The organism is Streptomyces sp. NPDC047072, from assembly GCF_040643855.1.
Classification (GTDB): Bacteria; Actinomycetota; Actinomycetes; order Streptomycetales; family Streptomycetaceae; genus Streptomyces.
Window position 1 is genome coordinate 1 of the sequence record NZ_JBEYVC010000182.1, and the last position, 21194, is coordinate 21194.

Genomic DNA, 21194 nt, shown 5'->3' on the forward strand with positions numbered 1-21194 from the left:
CAGTACGGGCCGACGGTGGACCAGGTGGAGCCGCCGTCCTTGGTCTCGTAGACCTCCTCAAGGCCCGCGTACACATGGTCCGGATTCGCCGGATCCTCGTCACCCGCGAACCCGCCGGGGTCGTCGGCGCGGTCGTCCCCTGGAACTTCCCGCTGACGCTGGCCGGTTGGAAGGTCGCCCCGGCGCTCGCTGCCGGATGCACCGTCGTACTGAAGCCGTCGGAGAACTCCCCGCTGTCCGCGCTGCTGCTCGGCCGGATCGCCACCGAGGCCGGACTGCCCCCGGGCGTGCTCAACGTCGTGAACGGCAACGGACCTGTCGCCGGACGGGCGTTGGGCCTCCACCCCGACGTCGACGTCCTCGCCTTCACCGGCTCCACGGCCGTCGGCCGCCACTTCCTCCACTACTCCGCCGACTCCAACCTGAAGCGCGTCTGGCTGGAGTTGGGCGGCAAGTCGCCCAACATCGTCCTCCCGGACGCCCCCGACCTCGCGAAGGCCGCCGCCACCGCCGCCTGGGGGATCTTCTTCAACCAGGGCGAGATGTGCACCGCGCCCTCCCGCCTCCTCGTACACCGCTCCGTCGCCGAAGAGGTCACCGAAGCCGTCGTACGACGCGCCCGCGCCCTGCGCATCGGCGACCCGCTCGACCCCGCCACCGAGATGGGCGCGCTGGTCGGCGAGGCCCATCTCGCCCGGGTGCAGGACCACATCGGCACCGGCCTCTCCGAGGGCGCCCGTCTGCTCACGGGCGGCTCCCGCACCCTCGCCGGCACCGGCGGCAGCTTCCTGGAACCGACCGTCTTCGACCACGTGGACCCCGGCATGCGGCTGGCCCGCGAGGAGATCTTCGGCCCCGTCCTGTCCGTCCTCGCCTTCGACGACCTGGACGAGGCGGTACGGCTGGCCAACGCCACCGAGTACGGCCTGGCGGCCGGCCTGTGGACCTCCGACCTGTCCACCGCGCACCGCGTCTCCCGCGCCCTGAAGGCGGGCACGGTGTGGGTCAACTGCTACGAGGAGGGCGACCTGACCGTCCCCTTCGGCGGGATGAAGCAGTCCGGCAACGGACGTGACAAGTCCGCGCACGCCCTGGAGAAGTACACCGAGCTCAAGACCACCTGGATCCAGCTGTGACCCGTCCGCTGATCGCCGTACCCGCCCGGTTCTCCGCCACCACCTCCGCCCTGCGGTACGCCGCCGAGGTCAACGCCCGGGCACTGATCGAGGCGGTGTGGCGGGCGGGCGGCGAACCGGCGGGCATCCACCCCGCCCCGGCGGACGTGCCCGACCGGCTCGCCCGCTTCGACGGCGTCCTCCTCCCGGGCGGAGGCGACCTCGCCCCGCACCGGTACGGCGCCCCCGACACCCACGACAGCGTCTACGACGTCGACGACCTCCAGGACGCCTTCGACCTCGAAGTCGCCCGTCACGCGCTGGACTTGGGGCTCCCCCTGCTGGCGGTCTGCCGGGGACTCCAGGTCGTCAACGTGACTCTCGGAGGCACTCTGGAGCAGCACATGGACGGCGACCACCGGCACCTCGTGCACCCGGTGACGATCACCCCCGGGACCCTGCTGGAGCGGGCCGCCGGCGGGGAGAAGGCGGAGGCCTCCTGCTACCACCACCAGCGGGTGGACCGCCTAGGCGCCGGGCTCGCGGTCACCGCGCGCGCCGCCGACGGCACGGTGGAGGGGGTCGAACTCCCGGGTGCGCGGGGCTGGTTCACCGCCGTGCAGTGGCATCCCGAGGACACGGCGCACGAGGACACCGCGCAGCAAGGACTCTTCGACGCGCTCGTTCGAGCCGCCCGCTGAGGGGAGGGCGGTGTCAGAAGCCGCCCTGCGCCGAACCGGTGTGCACCCGCACGGCCGTCGCCAGATGGTCGGCGAGGGGCTTGGCCAGCGCCCGGCCGTCCGTGGTCTGGAGCACGGCGTCGGCGAGGAGGTGCAGCTTGGTGTTGCTGTGCTGGGACGCCGTCACCAGGACCTGCCAGGACTGCTGGGCGGTCAGCCGGTACGACGCCATGAGGATCCCCCGGGCCAGATCGATGGAGGCACGGGTCTCCAACGCCCGGTGCAGTTGCGCGTTCTCCACGGCGAGCTCGTCACCCGACGCGTCCCCTGCGGCTGCCGAGGGGGAGGGCGGCTCCTCGCCGGGCCCCGGCGTCCCGTCGAGCCCCGCCGTGAAGAGGGGCAGGGTGCCGGTCAGGTCGAGCAGACGTCGTACCGCCGGACTCGTGGCCCGCAGGACGAGGTGCTTGGCGTCGGCGCGGGCACGGTGATGCACCTCGAGCAGGACGTTGAGCGCGGAGCAGTCGCAGAAGTCGACGCCCGCGAGATCCAGCTCCAGGCCCCCGTCGGTGTCCGCGAGCGCGTCGCTCAGGGTGCGCTGGAGCAGCTCGTCGCTCTCCAGGTCCAGCTCGCCGGACACGGTCACCACGAGCCGGTCGTCGACCGTGTCGACGCTCAAGGTCACCGGTGCCGGCGTCTGCGCACCCCTGAACGCGGTCCCGCATTCAGGGCAGGGTCCCTCGGTGGGATGAGGAACTGTGTGTTGGGACATCCGGAGCTCCCGCACATGCCGCCGACTCGACTACAGCCAGGATCACCCCTCCTCCGTTTCGCGTCAACCAAAACATGAAATTAGATTCGCTCTTTTCGATGCGCGAACCTGTAGCCGTATAGTGGGGTGTATGGACCGAGCGCCGGAACCGCACGCAGGCTGGACCTTTCTGACCAATCACTCCCGGGTGCTGGCCGCCATCGCCGAGGACCGCACCACCCGCGTCCGCGACATCGCCGCCCGATGCCGCCTCACCGAGCGTGCCGTGCAGAAGATCATCGCGGATCTGGAGGACGGCGGGTACCTCACCCACGTCAAGGAAGGCCGCTCGAACGTCTACCGCATCGCGGCGGACACGGTGCTGCGCCATCCCGCGGACGCCCCGGCCACGGTCGCGGAGCTGCTGTCGGTTCTGGTCCACCACGAGTCCGCGCACTCCATGGCGTCGACCTTCGAGGACCACGAGACCCCCTGACCCGGTCTCACTTCCTGGGGCGCCGCCCGCTGCGGCGAGGGGCCGGCTCCGCGCCGTCGAGGAGGTCGAGCCTGCGCTCCTCGCCGTTCTCCTCGACCTGCAGGACGACCTTGCGCAGCCCCTCGGCGAGACCCCGGCACTCCTTCGTGTCCAGTCGCTCGGTGACGAAGGCCTCCTCCTGGTTGAACGCCGGGAACAGCCGTCCCATCAGCTCCTCGCCCTCCTCGGTGAGGCTGAGCAGCACCAGCCTGCCGTCCGAGGGATGACCGGCCCGCCTGAGCAGCCCGCGGCCCTCCAGCGTCCGGGAGACCCCGGTGAGCGTCCCCTTGGAGATCCCGGCCTCCTCCGCGACGTGCCGGGTCTCCGACTCGCCCCACACCCACACCACCCAGAGCACGACGAACGACGTCCAGGTCAGATCCGCGCCGCGCAGCACGGAGTTCTCCAGGTGCTGCCGTACCGCCGAGGCGGCGCGGTAGATGTTGGCGACCACCGCCATCTGCTCGCGGTGGATGGGGATACCGCCGAGCTTCGCCGCCGCGAGCTTCTCCGCTTCGGTGATGGACCGATGGCCGGGCACAGGCACACTCCTTCGATCGTTCGGCTTCAAATTGTACGAGGCTTCCCGAAGCCGGTACCCAAGCGCTGAGCGCGCGCTGTCGGGCGCGGTTCGCCGCCGCGTCGCCGGTCGTTCGCCACCGTGGGGCGGCGCCCCGGACGGCGCCGGGCGCGCGGGACGGTACGGGCGGCGGACGGCGGTCGTGGGCTCCGGAGTGTCGGGGCTGACCGCCGCCTACGTCCTGGGCCGGACCGGTCACGTCATCCTGTACGAGGCCGACGACCGGCTCGGCGGGCACGCGCACACCCACGAGCTGACCTCGTCGTACGACGGGCGGGTGCACCGCGTGGACTCCGGGTTCCTCGTGCACAACCGCCGCACCTACCCGCACCTGCTGCGACTCTTCGACGAACACGCGGCCCGCATCTCCAGCTGCTCGCCTGCGACTCCCCGGCTCCCTCGTCTCGCCGGTCGTGATGACCCTAGAACGGCACGTGGCCGACCGGCCGAGGGAGGATGCCGGGGCCAGCCATACGCGTACGACCCACCGCGAGAAGGAGTTCCCGACCGTGCCGCAGGACGACACCGAGTTCCTCCCGCAGTCCACGACCGCCCTGCTGCTCCGCCGCTGTCCGCCACGGCCCCGGGCCGCCGTCCTCGTCCTGCACGGCGGGCAGGAGACGAGCGAGAGTCCGACCAGCCCCCGGCAGCTCGCCGCCCTGCGGATGGACCGGGTCCTGCGGGCGGTGACCGCCGCGCTGCCCCACGATGACGTCCTGGTCGCCCAGGTCCGCTACCGCCTGCGCGGCTGGAACGGCACCCGTGCCGACGCCGGGCGGGACACCCTGCGGGCCCTGGACGACCTCACCGCACTGGCCGGCCCCCTCCCCACCGTGCTGCTCGGCCACTCCATGGGCGGCCGGGCCGCCCTGCACGCCGCCGGACACCCACGGGTCACGGGTGTGCTCGCGCTGGCGCCGTGGTGGCCGGCGGGCGAGCCGGTCGCCCAGACGGCGGGCCGACGGATTGTCGCCCTGCACGGCGCACGGGACCGCGTCACCTCGCCCGCCGCGACGGCCGAGTGCGTCCACCGCGCACAGGGCACCGCCGTGGAGGCGGGGATGGCCGTCATCGGCGGCGGCGACCACGCGATGCTGCGCCACCACCGCCTGTGGCACCGCACCACCGCGGCCGTCGTCGCCCACCTCCTCGACCCCGACGCCGTACCGGATCCACTGCCCGAGGAGTGCTACGGGACGGGCGATTTTCCCGTGCTCTGATCCCCGGCCCCGGCGATACCACGCCGCCGCGTCCGCCGGGCGGGCGCGGCGCGTCGGTTCCGGTGCCGGTCACCGGTCGGTGTCCGGCACCGGATCCATCCGTGGTGCTCCCCGGAGACATCGTGCGCGACCGGGACCCGGCCGCGCACTGCCGGTTCCCGGCAGTTTTCACCGGCGTTCGGGTGCCGGGTCCCACCGGGACGGGCGCGGAGCCGTCGGCCAACCAGGCGCGAATTGTCGTACGGTAAGCTCTTTCCCCTGGCCACGGCGCGTTGGGGGGACGTGACATGCAGCGCATCGCTCGCATCGACAACACGGCTCGCGACCGCGTCCCGGAACCCGACGACACTGCTCCCGGCGTCTGACCCCCGGTCCGACGCCCGTCGTGGTGCGCAGGCCGACGCCGCGCATCGAGCCGTCGTACGCACGCTCCATCGACGTACGCCACGGCAATCCAGCAGCTGTGAACCGGTGATCAGCGGGAGGGGCCTGTGACCACGCACGACACCCTCGGCGAGTTCCTCGACGGCTACGAACGGATCCTGGCGGACGCCGCCGCGACCGGCCGCCGCCTCACCCGCGCCGAGTTGGACTCCCGCCGCGAACGGGGCGCGCGGGCCGCCGTCGCGGGCCACGGCTGGCGGGCGCTGGTGCGCGAGCACCTCGCGGCCAGCCGCCGGGGATGGCCCGTCCCGGCCACCCCGGACCACGTCCTGTCCGTCGTCGAGCAGGCCATGGACGCCTTCGCCGACGGCTACGAGAGTGCCCAGCGCCAGGTCATACGGCAGGAGGAGGCGGCCCGGCGCGAGTTCATCGACGACCTCCTGCACGGCCGCGACCCCGGCCATCTCGTGGCCCGCGCCGAACGGTTCGGGCTGCGCCTGTCCCGCGCCCACGCCGTCGCCGTGGCCGAGGGCCCCGCGAAGTACGACGAGACCGACCCCGCCTCCCGACGTGTGCAGGACGGCCTCTTCGGGCGCTTCGAGAACCGCCGGATCCTGTTCACCACCAAGGACGGCCGGATGGTCTGCATCGCCCCCGGCGACCAGGCCGAGGTCCTCACCCACTTCGCCAAGCAGGCGCACGCCGCCACCGAGGGCGGCCAGGTCGCCATCGGGCGCCCCCGGCCCGGGGCCGTCGGCATCGGACACAGCTACGAGGAAGCCCTCAACGCCCTTGATGTGGGCCGGCGCATGGGCTTCGACGACCCCCTGCTGCACGCCGCCGACCTTCTCGTCTTCCCCGTCCTGGCCCGCGACCGGCAGGCCCTCGTGGACCTCGTACGCAGCACCCTCAGCCCCCTGGAACAGGCCCGCGGCGGAGCCCGGCCCCTCCTGGAGACCCTGACCGCCTACTTCGACAACGGCTGCGTCGCCACCGAGACGGCCCGTCAACTCGCGCTGAGCGTGCGGGCGTTGACGTACCGTCTGGAGCGCGTGCACACCCTGACCGGCGCGAACCCCGCCGATCCGGCGCAGCGTTACACCCTCCAGACGGCGGTCATCGGCGCGCGTCTTCTCGACTGGCCCTCAAGACCCCTGTGACCCACGGGTCCCTGGGGTCCGTCCTGTCCGGTTCCGCTGTTTCGCCGGGCGTCCCGTGGTGTCACGCTGACGAGGGTCCGGGCACGGCCGGGACCGAAAGGAACGACGAGCATGATCGAGTGGGTGTCCCTCGGCACCGGGGCGCGACCCGTCCCGCGGCCCCTGTCCACGCCGTTGGTGTGGGCGGCGACCTTCACCGGCGCACTGCTGCTGGTGGCGCTCCTCAACACCCTGGTGGGTCCGGGCCGGCCCGCGCTGGCGCTGGCCGCCCTCTCCCTGCTCGCCGGGTCGCTCGGGGTCTGCGCCCGCTTCACCGCGGCGCCCGGCACGGCCGTCCTGTGCTGGCTCTTCCTCAACGGCTTCGCGATCCCGCCCGCCGGGACGCTCACCTGGACCGGCAGCCGCGACACGTTCTGGCTGGCCTGTCTCTTCACGGCGGCCCTCGTCGGAACGACGCTGGCCCGCCTGGCCCACGCCCGCCAGGCCTACCGCAGGGTCGGCGCGAAGACGGGCTCCGCGGAGGGGGATTGGGGCGCCTGATCGCCGTATCAGCGTTCCTGGACCCGCTGGGTGACAAGCCCGATCGCGGCTGCCACGGCAGCGAGGACCGCGACGCTGGTGAGGGCGGCGGACAGGGAGAACCAGTCGGCCATGAAGCCGATCGCCGGTGGGCCGAGGAGCATGCCGCCGTAGCCGAGGGTGGAGGCGACGGCGACCCCGTCCGGGCCCGCCAGCCGGCCGGCGCGCTCCACGGCGACGGGGAAGAGGTTGGCCAGGCCGAGCCCCGTGATCACGAAGCCCAGGAGCGCGGCCCACAGGGCGGGGGCGAGCGCGCCGAGCAGCATCCCGGCCGCGGCGGTCGTCCCGCCGGCCACCAACGTGCGGGTCTGGCCCAGGCGTTCCAGCAGCTTCGCGCCGCTGAGGCGGCCGACGGTCATCGCGAGCGCGAAGCAGGAGTAGCCGATGGCCGCCACACCGGGCGCGGCGTCCAGGTCCTGCTGCAGGTGCAGGGCGCTCCAGTCGGCCATGGCGCCCTCGCCGTAGGCCGTGCACAGGGCGATCAGACCGAAGGTGACGACCAGGGCACGGTTCCCCTGCCGACGGGATCCGGACGGCTCCGGGGTGGTGCTCTCCGGCACGGCCGGCGGGGGGATCCGCAGCAGGGTGCGCCCCTCGACGAGGGTGACCAGCAGGCCGATCGCGGTGAGGCAGAGCAGATGCCGGGTGGGGGAGAGGGCCCCGGCGACCAGCGAGCCGAGCCCGGCGCCGACCATGCCGCCGAGGCTGAAGGCGGCGTGGAAGGTGGGCATGATCGGTCGCCGCAGGGCTCGTACGAGATCGACCGCGGCACTGTTGAAGGCGACGTTGATCCCGCCGTAGGCGCTGCCGAAGACCAGGAGCACGGCGCCGAGGGCGAGCGGCGAGTGGGTGAGGGGCGGGAGCGCGACGCTGAGGGAGAGGAGGATGCCGCAGGCCACGGTGACCCGGTGGCTGCCGTAGCGACGGCACAGCCGTCCGGTGAGCATCATCGTGACGACGGCACCGGCGGAGACCCCGAGCAGGGCGAGTCCGAGGGTGCCGGCGGTGGCGCCGGTCTGCTGCTTGATGGCGGGGATACGGACGACCCATCCGGCGAAGATGAATCCGTCGAGGGCGAAGAAGACGGTCAGAGCGACACGGAGCCGACCGAGATCGGCCCGGCGACCCGGCACGGCACTGTGCTGACGGGCTTTGTTTATCTGCGGCACAAACTCAGGCTAGGTGGGGCGGGGGATCGGGGCAAGGGTGCTGATGAGGCGCCGAGGTGCCGCCGATGGGGCGCATCTACCCTGTTCTGGTGACAGATGCGGACTGGTACGGGGTGCGGTGCGTCTTCCGGCACCGCTCCCTCGGCGTGTACGAGGAACGGGTCACGCTGTGGACGGCCCGCTCGTCCGACGAGGCGATCACACGCGCGGAGGCCGAGGCCCGCGAGTACTGCGAAGCCCTCGAAGAAGTCGAGTACGTGAACTTCGCCGAGGCGTTCCGCATCACCGAGGCGCCCGGCGAGGGGGCCGAGGTCTTCTCCCTCATGCGGGACAGCGAACTGCCGGCCGGGCAGTATGTGCGGCGTTTCTTCGCCACGGGGAGCGAACGGTCCGCTTGACCGTCCTCACGGAGACGCATCGGCCAGGGCCGCCTGGTGGAGGTGGTCGGCGAGTGCTGTGGTGGCTGTGGGTGTGGGGTGGGCCTTGATGCCCCGGGCCAGTAGGTGGTGGCGGCGTGCCCATGGGTCCTGTAGTGCGCATACGTCCAGGGTTTGGTCGGGGGCGAGGGCGCGGCGGGGTACGACGGCCAGGCCGACTCCTGCGGCGGCGAGGGCGACGAGGACGTTGAGGTCGGTGACGGTGGTGCGGTAGCGGACCGCCGGGGCGTGCGGGCCGAGGTGTTTCTCGATCCAGCGGCGCAGCGAGGAGTCCGCGTCGAGCCCGACGAGCGGGTGTTCGGCGACCTCGCTGTAGGTCAGCGCGGTCCGTCCGGAGAGGATCCCTCCGGCCTGGCCGACCACGACGAGGGAGTCGTCGCCGAGCGGCTCCATCCGCAGACCGCAGTCCCGGGCCTCGTCGTCGAGGACGACCCCCAGGTCCGCCTCCCCGTCGGCGAGCATCCGCACGGTCCGGGGAGTTCTGCTCTCGGAGACCGTGACGTCGACGTCCGGGTGCGCGCGGAGGAACGAGACCAGTGCTCGCGGTACCAGACGGTGCATCGCGGAACCGCCCGCGAGCAGCACCAACGGCGCGGTGGGGGACCGGGTGTAACCGGCGACGGCGCTGTCGAGCCGCGCGACCCGGTCGAGCACGTCGCGGGCGTGGCGGGCCAGCGTCGTCCCCGCCGGCGTGGGCCGCACCCCCCGGCGGCCGCGGATCAGCAGGGTCACGCCCGCGTGGTGCTCCAGCGAGCGCACCCTCGCACTGGCCGACGGCAGGCTCAGGTGCATCCGGCGGGCGCCCGCCGTGATCGACCCCTCCGTCACGACGTGGAGGAAGAGCCGCAGGTCGTCCAAGTCGTAGCGCATCGCCTCAGCCTAAGGCCCAGCCATAGGCAGGCTGCGCCGATGACCCATTGTGAAGAGGTGCAACGCCGGGCCACGATCGACGGATGCTCGACTTGGTTCTCGTCCTGGCGGCCGGTGTCGCCGCCGGTGTGCTGAACGCCGTCGGCGGGGGCGGCACGTTCGTGGCGCTGCCCGCCCTCGTGGCGTTCGGCCTGTCGCCGGTGACGGCGAACGCGGTCTCCCGGGTCGCCCTCGTGCCCGGCGCCGTGGCCAGTGCGTGGGTGTACAGGCGGGACATTACGCAGGTGGGAGCAACGTCCACCGTTACTCTGACGGCCATCAGCGTGCTCGGCGGTGGAGTCGGCGCCGGTCTGCTGCTGGTGCTGCCGGCCTCCTCGTTCGACGCCGCCGCGCCCTGGCTGCTCGCCTTCGCCACGCTGATCCTCGCCTTCGGGCGCCGGCTCTCCGAGGCGGTGCACCAGGCCCTGGGCCGGTCGGCCGGCATGGGCCCCCGAGCCGTCCTGATCGGCCAGTTCATCCTCGCCGTGTACGGCGGATACTTCGGCGGTGCCGTAGGCATCCTGATGATGGCCCTGTGGAGCATCGGCCTCGGACTCGACGCGGCGGTCAGCAATCCGATGCGCGTCGCGCAGCTCGCCGCCGTATATCTGAGCGCGACCGTGCTCTTCCTGCTCGCCTCCGACGCGCTGGCCGCCCCCTCCCTCCTCACCGCCATGCTGGTCGGCGCGGTGGCCGGCGGATTCGGCGGCGCGCACCTGGCCCGCCGTCTCCCCGCCCGGCTGCTGCGGGGCACCATCCTGACCACCGCGGTGATCACGACCGTCCTGTATTTCCTGCGCGGCTGACCCGGCGGGCAACCACGCGGCGCCCGGAACGACCGGGCTCCGCACCGGCGCCGTAGAGTGACGCACCATGCGAAGTCTGGCCCTGCTCCCGAAGGCGCACCTCCATCTCCATCTCGAAGGCGCGATGCGCCCCGCCACCTTCAGGGAACTGGCCGGCGAGCAGGACGGACAACTCCTGCGCCACGCAAGCGGGTTCGCCTCCTTCGAGGACTTCATGCCCTTGTACGGCGCCGCCGCGCGCCTCGTCCGGCAGGGGCCCCGGGAGCACCTGCTGCGGCTGGTGCGCGAGGTCGTCGAGGACGCCGCCGCGGACGGTGCCGTGTGGGTCGAGCCGCACTTCAACCCCCTGACCTACGAGGCCGATCCGAGGGCCGCGCTGGACGTGCTGGACGCGGTGCTCGACGAGGGCCGCCGTACCGCCGCCCGCTGCGGCATCGGCTTCGGCCTCGTGCTGTTCGCCCGGCGCAACGCGGACCCCGCCCAGGCCGTCGAGACCGCACGGATCGCGGCCCGGCGGGCGGACGCCGGCGTGGTCGCCTTCGGCCTGGCCGGCGACGAGGCGGCCGATCCTCCCGAGCCGTTCGCCGAGGCCTTCGCCCTGGCCCGCGCCGCCGGACTGATCCCCGCCCCGCACGCCGGCGAGTTCACCGGCCCCGACGGTGTGCGCGCCGCACTCGACTCGCTCGGCGCCCGCAGGATCGCCCACGGCGTACGGGCGGCCGAGGACCCGGCGCTCCTGGCCCGGCTCGCCGCGGAAGGCGTCGTCCTCGACGTCTGCCCCACCTCCAACGTGGCGCTCGGCGTGGTGAGTTCACTCGCCGCCCACCCTCTCCCGCTGCTGCTCCGGGCAGGCGTCCGCTGCACCCTCAACGCCGACGACCCACTCCTGTTCGGCCCCGGCCTGCTGGCGGAGTACGAGACCGCCCGCACCTCCCTGGCGCTCTCCGACACCCAACTCGCCCAGATCGCCCGCACGTCGACCGAAGCATCGGGAGCCCCGCGCGAACTCGTGGCGGACGCGGCCCGACGCATCGACGACTGGCTCACCACTCCTACGCCCCCTGCGGGAGCGCCCGTTGGCGGAGCCCCTTCTCCGACACGGATCTTCCGGGGTGAGTGACGGTCCGTCGATTCCCCGTAGGGAATTGTCGGGTGTCGCCGCGGACCACAGGATCGGATCCGAAGTGACCCGCCTGACAAGGGGATAAACATGACGGAGATCGATCCGCAGGAGCTGGCCGACCGCTACGCCGCGCACTGGAACCTCCCGGACGCCGCCGAACGCCGGGCGGCCATCGAGGAGTTGTGGGCCGAGGACGGCCGCCACGTCCTCCAGCCACCCGTGGAGATCAGGGAGAAGGCGGCCGAACTCGGCTTCGCACACCCGACGTTGGAGGCTCGGGGATACGACGCCATCGAACTCAGGGTGGCCCGCAGCCATGAGCGGTTCGTCGAGAAGCAGGGGATGACCTTCAGGGCGCGCCCCGATGCCGTACGCCTCGACGACGTGGTGAAGCTCGGCTGGGAGGCGGTGTCCGGGGAGACCGGCGAAGTGGTGGGCGGGGGACTGGACATCGTCGTACTCGACGACGACGGTCGCATCAGGTCCGACTACATGTTCCCGGGCGCCTGAACCGCGGAGGCGGCCGCGAGCGCCTCCGCCGTCGTCGGGTCGGCCGGCAGGAACGCCTCCAGCTTCAGTTCGGCGAGGGTCACGTCCACGGCCGTGGCGAAGGTCGTCACGGTCGTCATGAGACTCAACTCGCCCTGCGCAGAGGCCAGCCGGAGCGGCACCGCGAAACCGAGCGTCCCCGACGAAGGCTCCAACTCGGGTACGTAGGCGCTGAGTTCGGCGCGCAACTCCGCCAAGTGGCCGATGCCGACCAGGATGTGCCGTCCCCACTCGGCGAGGTTGCGGATGCGGGGCGCCAGACCGTCGGGGTGCAGGGCGAGGCGGTAGAGGTTCGCCCCCGGTCCGGTCAGCTCCGCAGCCGCGCCCTCGGTGATCAGGTCGAACGCGCGGTTCGCGGCCACCAGACGACCACCGCGGTCCACGACCACGGCCGGATACGGCAGATGACCGCGCAGGATGTGCTCGATCGCCGTACGGACATGGGACAGCTCGGGGTCGTCGAGCGCGTGCTCCGGATACGCGGGCGCGTAACCTGCCGCCAGCAGCAGCTCGTTGCGCTCCCGCAGCGGCAGCTCCAGTGACTCCGCCAGCCGTACGACCATGTTCCGGCCCGGCGCCGACCTGCCGGACTCGATGAAACTGAGATGCCGCTGCGTGGTCCCCGCCCGCAACGCCAGATCGAGCTGGCTCAGACGGAGACGGACACGACGTTCGCGAAGCGCACCGGAGAAGTCCACGGGCCTTTTCTAGCGGTGGCGGTCGGCTACGGGCCATTCCCTGCGGGGAATTGCCGCGGGGGCGTCGTCGATCCGTACGACGTGAGCGGGGGATTCAGGAGCCCTGTCCTGCACGGATGCTGCACGAGGGCTTACTGCAACGCCTCCTGGCGGCGAGGTGTCACCGGCAGCGGATGGGCGGCTTCCGTGCGCAGACCGTCGAGGGTGAAGGCGAGGCCGCGGAGCCAGGCGTCGGGTGCGACACCCTTGGCGGCGCGCGCCAGCAGGGCGTTGGAGCCGAACAGGAACAGCAGGTCCTCGCGCGTGAAGTCCGGGCGGAGCGTGCCCGCCCGTTGAGCGCGCTCGATGATGCGCTCGGCGGACGACAGGGTGCGCTCGCAGAGCGCCATCAGGCGTGCGGCGCCGGGGTAGCGGCCGGTGACCACGTCACCGATCGCGGGCTCGGTGGCCTGCAGCTCGCACACCTTCCGCGTGTAGTACGCGAACCCCTCCCAGGCGTCGTCCTGGGCGAGTGCCTGCTCGGCGACCTCGCCGAGCAGCGCCGCCGCCACATCGACCGCCACCTCGTCGATGAGCGCCTCGCGGGTGCCGAAGAGGTTGTACAGGGTGCCGTGGCTGACCCCGGCGCGCCGGGCGATCTCCTTCAACGGTGCCTGGAGTCCGCGCTCGCGGAACACCTCGGCCGCGGCTGCCCGCAGCTTCTCCGCGTTGCGTCGCGCGTCGGCCCGCATCCCGTGCTCCTCGTGATCCGCCCTGTCCGGCCTCCATGGTCCCACCCCGTGACCGACCGAACTTGACCATCGGGTCAGGATCGATGCTAGGTTGGCGTCCGTCAATTTGACCCGCGGGTCAAATTTGATCCGGGCCCGGAACCGCACGGACACTCGACGATCGGAACAGCCATGGCAGATTCCCTCCTTCAGGACGAGAGCGCACTGCGTATCGACATCTGGTCCGACGTCGTCTGCCCCTGGTGCTACATCGGCAAGCGGCGTCTGGAGTCGGCGCTCGCCCGCTTCGAGCACGCCGACGACGTGGAAGTGCACTGGCACAGCTTCCAGCTCGACCCCTCCCACCCCCGGGGACTTCGCCGGCCCACCTTCGAGATCCTGGCCGAGAAGACGGACGCCCCGCCGGCCCAGGTGCGGGCCATGGTCCGGCAGGTCAGTGATCTCGCCGCCGCCGAGGGACTGTCGTACGACTTGGAACATGCCGTCTCGGTCAACACGATCGACGCCCACCGGCTGGGCCACCTCGCCGACAAGCACGGCCTGGGCGACCGGATGCACGAACGGCTGCTGCGGGCCCACCTGTGCGAGGGCGAGACCGTCGACGACGTCGACACGCTGGTGCGGCTGGGCACCGAAGTGGGCGTTCCCGAGGGCGAGATCCGGCGGACGCTGGCGGGCGAGGCGTACGCGGACGCGGTCCGGGCGGACTTCGCGGAAGGGCGTCGGTACGGCGCCACGGGCGTGCCGTTCTTCGTGCTGGGCCGCGCCTACGGCGTCTCCGGTGCCCAGTCCGCCGACACCTTCCTCACCGCCCTGCGCACGGCGTACGCCGACGCGGCCCCGGCGAACCGCTGACCGGCCGGCCCCGGCGGCGCCTCAGTCGGTGATCACCGGACTGCGGTGGACCCACTCGCCGTCCTGCGCGGCCCGGTGCAGGAACGCGGCGACGTCCGCCCGGCCGATCGTCGGGTTCCCCTTCATCGGGAGGCGGTCGTCCGCCCGGAACGCGCCCTTGGCCGGATCGTTCGTCAGCCGCGTCGGGTAGACGATCGTCCAGTCCAGTCCGCTGGAGCGGACGGTCTCGTCCGCGATCTCCTTGTTCGCGTAGAGCGAGCGCAGCAGGGTGCGGTAGATCAGCTTCTGCGGGGCGCTCGACCAGTCGTAGGTGTGGCCGACGCCGAAGGGCGACAGCCATACGAGACGGGAGACGCTGGCCTCCCGGGCCGCGCCGATCACGGCCTCGGAGGCGAGCGTGAAGAGGTCGTTCGCGCGGACCGAGGTCAGCGAACTTCCCGCGCCGAGCGCGGAGATCACGGCGTCGTGGCCCGGCAGGGCGGCGGCGAGATCGCGCCGCGAGGTGGCGTCACCGGCCGCCACCGACACCTGGTCGGCCAGGTCGCCGAGGGCCGCCGGACTGCGTACGAAGGCCGTCACCGAGTCGCCGGAGCGCAGGGCCACCTCGACCACATGGCGGCCGGTCAGGCCGGTGGCACCGAGAACGAGCAGTTTCATGGCAGGTCGAGCCTTCCGCCGGGAGTCAAGCGGACAGCTATCCGCTTCCAGGAACGTACCGGACAGCTGTCCGGTTAACAAGAACGGGCGATGGCATACTGTGAGCCAAGCGGACAGTGCTCCGCTTTCCGTCGCGGATCCGGAGGGAGACGGGTGCAGTCGAGGACCGACGGGCCCCAGCGCTCGGACGCGCAGCGCAACCGGGAGCGGATCCTGGAGGTGGCGCTGGCCGAGCTGTCCCGCTCGACGGACGTGCCGCTCAGCGTGATCGCCAAGAAGGCCGGGGTGGGGCAGGGCACCTTCTACCGGAACTTCCCGAACCGGGAAGCGCTCGTCCTGGAGGTGCACCGCCACGAGGTGCGGCTCCTCACCGACGGCGCGGCCGAACTGCTCGCCACCCGGACGCCGGACCGCGCCCTGCGTGAGTGGATGGACCGGCTCGCCCGCTTCGCCGTCGCCAAGGCCGGCCTCGCCGGCGCGATGCGCCAGATCATCGGAACGGCGGACGGGCCCGCCCAGCCGGGATACGCGCTGGTGGTCGACGCGATCGAGGCGCTGCTGCGGGCCAATCACGAAGCCGGCGCCATCCGCCCGGGCGTGACCGCCGACGACTTCGTCCTCGCCATCGCCGGAATCTGGCAGATCGATGTCCACGGGGACTGGCAGGGGCGGAGCACCCGACTGCTGGACCTCGTCATGGACGGCCTGCGGGTCGGGGCCCCGGCGGCCGAGCGGTCCTGAGCGCCGCGCCGTCCCGGGTGCCGCTCGCCCTCGGGAGCCGGGCACTCCTGGGTACCGGTCGCTCCTGGGTGCCGGTCGGCCCTCCTGTCCTCGGCGCTCGTTCGGCGGCCGCCGACTCCTTGACCACCGCTCGGCGCTCCACGATGCTGTGTTGCGAGACATGAGGTGTGTGCCGTAATAAGCAACGCCGACTCAGATTCTCTGCGAGCCGAGGAGTGGTCATGACGCACCAGGTCCGTGCTGTCGTCGCGCGGGGCAAGGGCGCCCCCGTCAGCCTGGAGACGATCGTCGTGCCCGATCCGGGCCCGGGCGAGGCGCTGGTGAAGATCGAGGCCTGCGGGGTCTGCCACACCGATCTGCACTACCGCGAGGGCGGGATCAACGACGAGTTCCCGTTCCTGCTGGGTCACGAGGCCGCGGGTGTCGTGGAGTCGGTCGGCGAGGGCGTCACGGACGTCGCGCCCGGTGACTTCGTGATCCTCAACTGGCGTGCGGTGTGCGGCCAGTGCCGGGCCTGTCTGCGCGGCCGCCCCTGGTACTGCTTCAACACGCACAACGCCAAGCAGAAGATGACCCTGCTCGACGGCACCGAGCTCGCCCCGGCGCTGGGTATCGGCGCCTTCGCCGAGAAGACCCTGGTCGCCGCCGGACAGTGCACCAAGGTCGACCGGGCCGCCTCCGCGGCCGCCGCCGGTCTGCTCGGCTGCGGCGTGATGGCGGGCATCGGCGCGGCGATCAACACCGGCAACGTCGGCCGTGGCGACTCCGTCGCCGTCATCGGCTGCGGTGGCGTGGGCGCGGCCGCGGTCGTCGGTTCTCACCTCGCGGGCGCAGCGAAGATCATCGCCGTGGACATCGACGACGCCAAGCTGGAGACCGCGAAGAAGCTGGGCGCGACCCACACCGTCAACTCGAAGAGCGCGGACGCGGTCGAGGCGATCCAGGAGCTGACCGGCGGTTTCGGCGCCGACGTCGTCATCGAGGCGGTCGGCCGCCCGGAGACGTACAAGCAGGCCTTCTACGCCCGCGATCTCGCCGGCACCGTCGTCCTGGTCGGTGTGCCGACCCCGGAGATGAAGCTGGAACTCCCGCTCCTTGACGTCTTCGGCCGCGGCGGCTCCCTGAAGTCGTCCTGGTACGGCGACTGCCTGCCGAGCCGCGACTTCCCGATGCTCATCGACCTCTATCTCCAGGGCCGCCTGGACCTCGACGCCTTCGTCACCGAGACCATCGCGCTCGATGACGTCGAGAAGGCCTTCGAGCGGATGCACCAGGGCGACGTCCTGCGCTCGGTGGTGGTCCTGTGACGGCCGCCCGCATCGAACGCCTCGTCACCTCCGGGACCTTCTCGCTCGACGGCGGCACCTGGGACGTCGACAACAACGTCTGGATCGTCGGTGACGACCACGAGGTGATCGTCGTCGACGCCGCCCATGACGCCGACGCCATTGCGAGGGCGGTGGGGGAGCGGCGCCTCAGGGCGATCGTTTCCACGCACGCCCACAACGACCACATCGACGCCGCGCCCGACCTCGCGGAACGCACCGGCGCCCCCGTACTCCTGCACGACGACGATCTGCCGTTGTGGAAACAGACCCATCCCGACCGGATGCCGGACGCCGGTCTGGTCGACGGGCAGTCCCTTCATGTGGCCGGTGTCGAACTGACCGTGCTGCACACACCCGGCCATGCGCCGGGCGCGGTGTGCCTGTACGCGCCCGCTCTCGGAGCCCTCTTCAGCGGGGACACGCTGTTCGCGGGCGGACCCGGGGCGACGGGACGGTCGTACAGCCATTTCCCGACCATCGTCGACTCCATCCGGGACCGGCTGCTCACCCTCCCCGGCGACACCGTCGTGCACACCGGCCACGGCGACACGACCACCATCGGCGCCGAGGCACCGCACCTCCAGGAGTGGATCGACCGGGGCTTCTGACCGCCCGCCTCCCACCCGACCACGCACGCCCGCCCGCGGCCGCACAGGCCGACGGGACGGGCGTGCGCGCGTTTGCCCGCAGGGCGGGGCAACACGGCCACCTCTGTTGCGTATTACGCTCTATGTTGCTTTACAAGAAACGCCGATCGGCGACCGAACAGGGCTTCGGAACTTCTTGACAAGGGTTCCGGGCGACCCCAGACTGATGTTGCGCTTACCGCAATCCGTTTCGCTATACGCACCGAGGTGTCATGATGATTCCCGCGTGCCGTCTCGTGGATCTGCCGCGAGGAGAGGCCTTCCGGCTCGACATCGACCCGCCGGTCTCGGTGTTCCACACCGACGACGGCGAGCTCTACGCGATTGACGACACCTGCACCCACCAGGACGCCTCGCTCGCCGACGGCTGGCTGGAGGGCTGCGAGGTGGAATGCCCGCTGCACGCCTCGAAGTTCGACCTGAGGACCGGCTCGGTGGACTCCCCGCCGGCCAAACTCCCGGTGCGGACCCACGAGGTGGTCGTCGAGGACGACATGATCTACGTACGGCTCTCCGCGGCCGCCCCGAACCTGCCGCCCTGCGTCGCGGCCAAGCTCGCGGGGACCGCCACGTGAGGACGGTCGCCGTGATCGGCGCCTCGCTGGCCGGGCTGTCGGCGGCGCGCTCCCTGCGCAAGCAGGGCTACGACGGCCGGCTGATCGTCGTGGGGGACGAACCGCATCGCCCCTACGACCGTCCGCCGCTGTCCAAGGAGTTCCTGGCCGGCACCGTCGGCGAGGCCGACCTCGCGCTGGAGACCGACGACGAGGACCTCCGGGCCGAGTGGCTGCTCGGGGTCCGCGCCGCCGGGTTCGACCACACCCGGCGCGCCGTCCGGCTGGACGACGGCCGGGAGGTCGTCGCCGACGGCTTCGTCCTCGCGACCGGCGCCGCCGCGCGCACCCTGCCCGGCTCCGAGGGCCTGTCCGGCGTGCACGTCCTGCGCACCCTGGACGACGCCCGAGCGCTGCGGGAGGAACTGACCCGCGGCGGACGGCTGGTGGTGATCGGCGGCGGCTTCGTCGGCGCCGAGGTCGCCTCCACCGCGTACGCCCTCGGGCTCGACGTCACCGTCGTCGAGGCCGCCCCGACGCCGCTCGCCGGACCCCTCGGCGAGAGCATGGGCGCCATCGTCTCCGCGCTCCACGCGGACCACGGCGTACGGCTGTTGTGCGGGGTGGGCGTCAAGGGCCTGAGCGGGGAGCGGCGGGTGGAGGCCGTGCTCCTGGAGGACGGCCGCACCGTCCCCGCCGACATCGTGGTGGTCGGCGTCGGGGCCCGCCCCAACGTCGAGTGGCTGGAGGAATCCGGCATCGCGCTCGACAACGGAGTGAAGTGCGGCGCCGACGGCCGGACCAGCCTGGCCGGTGTGGTCGCGGTCGGCGACTGCGCCAACTGGTACGACCCCCGGACCGGGGCCCACCGCCGTGTCGAGCACTGGACGGGCGCTCTGGAGCGGCCGGCCGCCGCCGTCGCCACACTGCTGGCGGGCGGTGCCGTGGAACCGGGTGTGCCGAGGCCCCCGTACTTCTGGTCGGACCAGTACGGCGTGAAGATCCAGTTCGTCGGCCACGCGGCGGGTGCCGACAGCGTGACCGTCGAGGAAGGCGCCCCGGACGACCGCAACGTCCTGGCCGTCTACCGGCGGACCGGCCGGCCCGTCGCCGTGCTCGGGATGAACCAGCCGCGGCTGTTCACCCGCTGGCGCAAGCAGCTGAACGCTCCGCTGTGAGTGCCGTGATGTGTCGTCTTTCTCCTGCTCCCACCACGACGTTTCCGAGGAGTGCGCTGTGACCTCGACCAGCCTGCCGGACAGCCTGATCGCCACTCTCCCCGGCTCCGCCTACACCGATCCCGGGATCTTCGCCCAGGAGCAGGAGCGGATCTTCGAGACCATGTGGTTCTGTGTGGCGCGCTCCTCCGAGCTGCCGAAGCCGGGCGCCTTCCGCACCGTCGACGTCGGCCGCGAGAGCATTCTCGTGACCCGGGCGCGGGACAACAGTATCCGCGCCTACTTCAACGTCTGCCGGCACCGCGGCGCCAAGCTCTGCACGGAGGAGAGCGGCGAGGTCAAGCGGGCCTTCCAGTGCCCCTACCACGCCTGGACCTACGGCCTCGACGGCAAGCTCGTCGCCGCGCCCAACCTCACCAAGATGCCCGACGTCGGCCGTACCGAATACGGACTGGCCGCGGTCGCGGTCCGTGAGTGGCTCGGGTATGTCTGGGTCTGTCTCGCGGAGAACCCGCCCTCCTTCGAGGAGGACGTCATCGGCGCGGTCGTGGAGCGGCTCGGCGACGTCGAGTCGATCGAGCGCTACGACGTCGACAACCTCTCGGTGGGCAGGCGGATCGTCTACGACGTGAAGGCGAACTGGAAGCTCATCATCGAGAACTTCATGGAGTGCTACCACTGCGCCACCATCCACCCCGAACTGACCGAGGTGCTGCCGGAGTTCGCCGACGGCTACGCGGCGCAGTACTACGTCGGCCACGGCGCGGAGTTCGGCGAGGAGGTCCAGGGCTTCACCGTGGACGGCTCCGAGGGACTGGACCGCATACCCGGGGTCGCCGACGACCAGGACCGCCGCTACTACGCGATCACCGTCAAACCGCAGGTGTTCATCAACCTGGTGCCCGACCATGTGATCTTCCACCGGATGTACCCGGTGGCCGCGGACCGCACGATCGTGGAGTGCGACTGGCTCTATCTGCCGCACGTCGTCGAGAGCGGCAAGGACGTCAGCCGGTCGGTCGAGCTCTTCCACCGCGTCAACCAGCAGGACTTCGACGCGTGCGAGCGTACGCAGCCCGGGATGCACTCGCGGATGTACGCCAAGGGTGGCGTCCTGGTGCCCAGCGAGCACCACATCGGTGCGTTCCATGACTGGGTCACGGAGCGGTTGGGTGGGGCCGGGGTGGATCAGGCGCGGTAGGTCGGTCGGGGCGGCCGGTCCGGTCGGCGGCCGAGGCGGCGGTCGGGTCGGTCGAAGTGGCCGGTCGGTTCGGTCGGGGCGGCGGTCGGGTCGTCGGAGTGGCAGTCGGGCCGTGGGCCGGGTCAGCCGAGGTAGCCCATCCGGTGGCTGATCTCCTCGGCGCCCTTGATCAGCACCGGGGCGAGTTCGCGCATCCGCTCCTCCGTGAAGCGGTACGAGGGTCCGGAGGCGGTGACCGCCGCGATGACCTCGCCGTCCCGGTCGCGGACCGGCGCGGCCATGGCGTGCAGGCCGATCTCCAACTCCTCCTGCGTCCAGGCGTATCCGGCCTCGCGGGCCTCGGCGAGATGCTTCTCCAGCTTCGTCTTCGAGGTGATGGTCTGCGGGGTGACCTTCTTCAGCCCGGCCGTGGCCAGCAGCGCGGCCCGCTCCTTGGCGGGCAGGTGGGCCAGCAGGACCTTGCCGCTCGACGTGGCGTGCAGCGGGGTCAGCTGGCCGACCCAGTTGTACGCGGCGACCGCGCCGGGGCCGCGCACCTGGTAGAGGTTGACGGCGTAGTGCTCCTGGAGGACCGCGATGTTGACCGTCTCGCCGATCTCCTCGGCTGAGC

Annotated in this window: 25 protein-coding genes and 1 pseudogene; 18 read left to right on the plus strand and 8 right to left on the minus strand. The window is 71.8% G+C overall.

Going from position 1 to position 21194, the window contains the following annotated elements; translation table 11 throughout:
* Together ABZ896_RS43865 and ABZ896_RS43870 are read left to right on the plus strand one after the other, a co-directional pair.
* On the plus strand, positions 1-1136 hold a 1136-nt coding region (locus ABZ896_RS43865), incomplete at its 5' end, for an aldehyde dehydrogenase family protein (protein WP_360941850.1).
* Positions 1133-1816, plus strand: a complete 684-nt coding sequence (locus tag ABZ896_RS43870) for a gamma-glutamyl-gamma-aminobutyrate hydrolase family protein (protein WP_360941853.1) — start codon at positions 1133-1135, stop codon at positions 1814-1816. The genes ABZ896_RS43865 and ABZ896_RS43870, both read left to right, overlap by 4 nt.
* A gap of 13 nt (positions 1817-1829) precedes the next feature.
* Here ABZ896_RS43870 and ABZ896_RS43875 read toward each other — a convergent pair whose 3' ends face one another.
* Complete coding sequence (locus ABZ896_RS43875; protein WP_360941856.1) at positions 1830-2477, minus strand: anti-sigma factor antagonist; 648 nt, start codon at positions 2475-2477, stop codon at positions 1830-1832.
* 217 nt (positions 2478-2694) lie between these two features.
* On the opposite strand from ABZ896_RS43875, the gene ABZ896_RS43880 reads away from it, so the two are divergent.
* Positions 2695-3039, plus strand: coding sequence for a winged helix-turn-helix domain-containing protein (locus ABZ896_RS43880; RefSeq protein ID WP_360941859.1), 345 nt, complete (start codon positions 2695-2697; stop codon positions 3037-3039).
* Between the two features lie 7 nt (positions 3040-3046).
* On the opposite strand, the gene ABZ896_RS43885 is transcribed toward ABZ896_RS43880, so the two are convergent.
* Positions 3047-3619 (minus strand): MarR family transcriptional regulator, encoded by a 573-nt coding sequence (locus ABZ896_RS43885; protein ID WP_360941862.1) that lies wholly within the window; start codon positions 3617-3619, stop codon positions 3047-3049.
* A gap of 181 nt (positions 3620-3800) precedes the next feature.
* Between ABZ896_RS43885 and ABZ896_RS43890 the strand changes: the two are divergent.
* The 4 genes and pseudogenes from ABZ896_RS43890 to ABZ896_RS43905 all read left to right on the plus strand — a co-directional run.
* Positions 3801-4010: pseudogene (locus ABZ896_RS43890) on the plus strand (NAD(P)-binding protein); the annotation flags it as partial.
* A 157-nt stretch (positions 4011-4167) separates the two neighbouring features.
* The gene (locus ABZ896_RS43895) at positions 4168-4878 is read left to right on the plus strand and encodes an alpha/beta fold hydrolase (protein WP_360941865.1); all 711 of its coding nucleotides are present in this window, start codon (positions 4168-4170) and stop codon (positions 4876-4878) included.
* Positions 4879-5369: 491 nt separating this feature from the next.
* Positions 5370-6422 carry a helix-turn-helix domain-containing protein gene (locus ABZ896_RS43900; RefSeq protein ID WP_360941868.1) on the plus strand — a complete coding sequence of 351 codons (1053 nt, stop codon included), beginning with the start codon at positions 5370-5372 and terminating at the stop codon, positions 6420-6422.
* A gap of 111 nt (positions 6423-6533) precedes the next feature.
* Positions 6534-6962: a hypothetical protein gene (locus tag ABZ896_RS43905; protein WP_360941871.1), complete on the plus strand. Its 429-nt coding sequence runs from the start codon at positions 6534-6536 to the stop codon at positions 6960-6962.
* Between the two features lie 8 nt (positions 6963-6970).
* Here the strand turns inward: ABZ896_RS43905 and ABZ896_RS43910 are convergent, their stop codons facing one another.
* Complete coding sequence (locus ABZ896_RS43910) at positions 6971-8134, minus strand: MFS transporter (protein WP_360941919.1); 1164 nt, start codon at positions 8132-8134, stop codon at positions 6971-6973.
* Between the two features lie 125 nt (positions 8135-8259).
* Between ABZ896_RS43910 and ABZ896_RS43915 the strand changes: the two genes are divergently transcribed.
* Entirely contained in the window at positions 8260-8568 is a 309-nt protein-coding gene (locus tag ABZ896_RS43915; protein WP_360941874.1) for a hypothetical protein, read from the plus strand.
* 6 nt (positions 8569-8574) lie between these two features.
* Here the strand turns inward: ABZ896_RS43915 and ABZ896_RS43920 are convergent, their stop codons facing one another.
* A complete protein-coding gene (locus tag ABZ896_RS43920; protein ID WP_360941877.1) occupies positions 8575-9477 on the minus strand; it encodes a LysR family transcriptional regulator in 903 nt (300 codons plus the stop codon).
* Between the two features lie 83 nt (positions 9478-9560).
* Here ABZ896_RS43920 and ABZ896_RS43925 point away from each other — a divergent pair, with 83 nt between their 5' ends.
* The 3 genes from ABZ896_RS43925 to ABZ896_RS43935 all read left to right on the plus strand — a co-directional run bounded on the left by ABZ896_RS43925 (position 9561) and on the right by ABZ896_RS43935 (position 11955).
* Complete coding sequence (locus ABZ896_RS43925) at positions 9561-10322, plus strand: sulfite exporter TauE/SafE family protein (protein WP_360941880.1); 762 nt, start codon at positions 9561-9563, stop codon at positions 10320-10322.
* A gap of 67 nt (positions 10323-10389) precedes the next feature.
* On the plus strand, positions 10390-11442 hold the full coding sequence (gene add, locus ABZ896_RS43930; protein ID WP_360941883.1) for an adenosine deaminase: 1053 nt from the start codon (positions 10390-10392) through the stop codon (positions 11440-11442).
* A 90-nt stretch (positions 11443-11532) separates the two neighbouring features.
* On the plus strand, positions 11533-11955 hold the full coding sequence (locus ABZ896_RS43935; RefSeq protein ID WP_360941886.1) for a hypothetical protein: 423 nt from the start codon (positions 11533-11535) through the stop codon (positions 11953-11955).
* Here ABZ896_RS43935 and ABZ896_RS43940 read toward each other — a convergent pair.
* Together ABZ896_RS43940 and ABZ896_RS43945 are read right to left on the minus strand one after the other, a co-directional pair.
* Entirely contained in the window at positions 11934-12692 is a 759-nt protein-coding gene (locus ABZ896_RS43940) for a helix-turn-helix transcriptional regulator (protein WP_360941889.1), read from the minus strand. The genes ABZ896_RS43935 and ABZ896_RS43940 overlap by 22 nt on opposite strands.
* Before the next feature lie 131 nt (positions 12693-12823).
* Positions 12824-13423 carry a helix-turn-helix domain-containing protein gene (locus tag ABZ896_RS43945; RefSeq protein WP_360941891.1) on the minus strand — a complete coding sequence of 200 codons (600 nt, stop codon included), beginning with the start codon at positions 13421-13423 and terminating at the stop codon, positions 12824-12826.
* A gap of 171 nt (positions 13424-13594) precedes the next feature.
* Here ABZ896_RS43945 and ABZ896_RS43950 point away from each other — a divergent pair, with 171 nt between their 5' ends.
* Positions 13595-14278, plus strand: coding sequence for a DsbA family oxidoreductase (locus ABZ896_RS43950; protein ID WP_360941893.1), 684 nt, complete (start codon positions 13595-13597; stop codon positions 14276-14278).
* Between the two features lie 21 nt (positions 14279-14299).
* On the opposite strand, the gene ABZ896_RS43955 is transcribed toward ABZ896_RS43950, so the two are convergent.
* On the minus strand, positions 14300-14935 hold the full coding sequence (locus ABZ896_RS43955) for an NAD(P)-binding oxidoreductase (RefSeq protein WP_360941895.1): 636 nt from the start codon (positions 14933-14935) through the stop codon (positions 14300-14302).
* A gap of 153 nt (positions 14936-15088) precedes the next feature.
* Here ABZ896_RS43955 and ABZ896_RS43960 point away from each other — a divergent pair, with 153 nt between their 5' ends.
* The 6 genes from ABZ896_RS43960 (at position 15089) to ABZ896_RS43985 (ending at position 20584) form a co-directional block, all read left to right on the plus strand.
* On the plus strand, positions 15089-15676 hold the full coding sequence (locus ABZ896_RS43960; RefSeq protein ID WP_360941898.1) for a TetR/AcrR family transcriptional regulator: 588 nt from the start codon (positions 15089-15091) through the stop codon (positions 15674-15676).
* A 221-nt stretch (positions 15677-15897) separates the two neighbouring features.
* Positions 15898-16983, plus strand: a complete 1086-nt coding sequence (locus tag ABZ896_RS43965) for an S-(hydroxymethyl)mycothiol dehydrogenase (RefSeq protein ID WP_360941901.1) — start codon at positions 15898-15900, stop codon at positions 16981-16983.
* Complete coding sequence (locus tag ABZ896_RS43970; RefSeq protein WP_360941904.1) at positions 16980-17612, plus strand: MBL fold metallo-hydrolase; 633 nt, start codon at positions 16980-16982, stop codon at positions 17610-17612. The genes ABZ896_RS43965 and ABZ896_RS43970 overlap by 4 nt, the downstream gene beginning before the upstream one ends.
* Before the next feature lie 251 nt (positions 17613-17863).
* A complete protein-coding gene (locus ABZ896_RS43975; protein ID WP_360941907.1) occupies positions 17864-18226 on the plus strand; it encodes a bifunctional 3-phenylpropionate/cinnamic acid dioxygenase ferredoxin subunit in 363 nt (120 codons plus the stop codon).
* A complete protein-coding gene (locus ABZ896_RS43980; RefSeq protein WP_360941910.1) occupies positions 18223-19383 on the plus strand; it encodes an FAD-dependent oxidoreductase in 1161 nt (386 codons plus the stop codon). The genes ABZ896_RS43975 and ABZ896_RS43980 overlap by 4 nt, the downstream gene beginning before the upstream one ends.
* Positions 19384-19441: 58 nt before the next feature.
* Entirely contained in the window at positions 19442-20584 is a 1143-nt protein-coding gene (locus ABZ896_RS43985) for an aromatic ring-hydroxylating dioxygenase subunit alpha (protein WP_360941913.1), read from the plus strand.
* Positions 20585-20706: 122 nt separating this feature from the next.
* Here ABZ896_RS43985 and ABZ896_RS43990 read toward each other — a convergent pair.
* On the minus strand, positions 20707-21194 hold a 488-nt coding region (locus ABZ896_RS43990), incomplete at its 5' end, for an IclR family transcriptional regulator (RefSeq protein WP_360941916.1).

Bases quoted from the DNA above. Each gene is read 5' to 3' on its own strand.
- ABZ896_RS43880 (WP_360941859.1), top strand. From the start codon at position 2,695: ATGGACCGAGCGCCGGAACCGCACGCAGGCTGGACCTTTCTGACCAAT.
- ABZ896_RS43905 (WP_360941871.1), top strand. From the start codon at position 6,534: ATGATCGAGTGGGTGTCCCTCGGCACCGGGGCGCGACCCGTCCCGCGG.
- ABZ896_RS43920 (WP_360941877.1), bottom strand. From the start codon at position 9,477: ATGCGCTACGACTTGGACGACCTGCGGCTCTTCCTCCACGTCGTGACG.
- ABZ896_RS43925 (WP_360941880.1), top strand. From the start codon at position 9,561: ATGCTCGACTTGGTTCTCGTCCTGGCGGCCGGTGTCGCCGCCGGTGTG.
- add (WP_360941883.1), top strand. From the start codon at position 10,390: ATGCGAAGTCTGGCCCTGCTCCCGAAGGCGCACCTCCATCTCCATCTC.
- ABZ896_RS43935 (WP_360941886.1), top strand. From the start codon at position 11,533: ATGACGGAGATCGATCCGCAGGAGCTGGCCGACCGCTACGCCGCGCAC.
- ABZ896_RS43945 (WP_360941891.1), bottom strand. From the start codon at position 13,423: ATGCGGGCCGACGCGCGACGCAACGCGGAGAAGCTGCGGGCAGCCGCG.
- ABZ896_RS43950 (WP_360941893.1), top strand. From the start codon at position 13,595: ATGGCAGATTCCCTCCTTCAGGACGAGAGCGCACTGCGTATCGACATC.
- ABZ896_RS43955 (WP_360941895.1), bottom strand. From the start codon at position 14,935: ATGAAACTGCTCGTTCTCGGTGCCACCGGCCTGACCGGCCGCCATGTG.
- ABZ896_RS43965 (WP_360941901.1), top strand. From the start codon at position 15,898: ATGACGCACCAGGTCCGTGCTGTCGTCGCGCGGGGCAAGGGCGCCCCC.
- ABZ896_RS43975 (WP_360941907.1), top strand. From the start codon at position 17,864: ATGATGATTCCCGCGTGCCGTCTCGTGGATCTGCCGCGAGGAGAGGCC.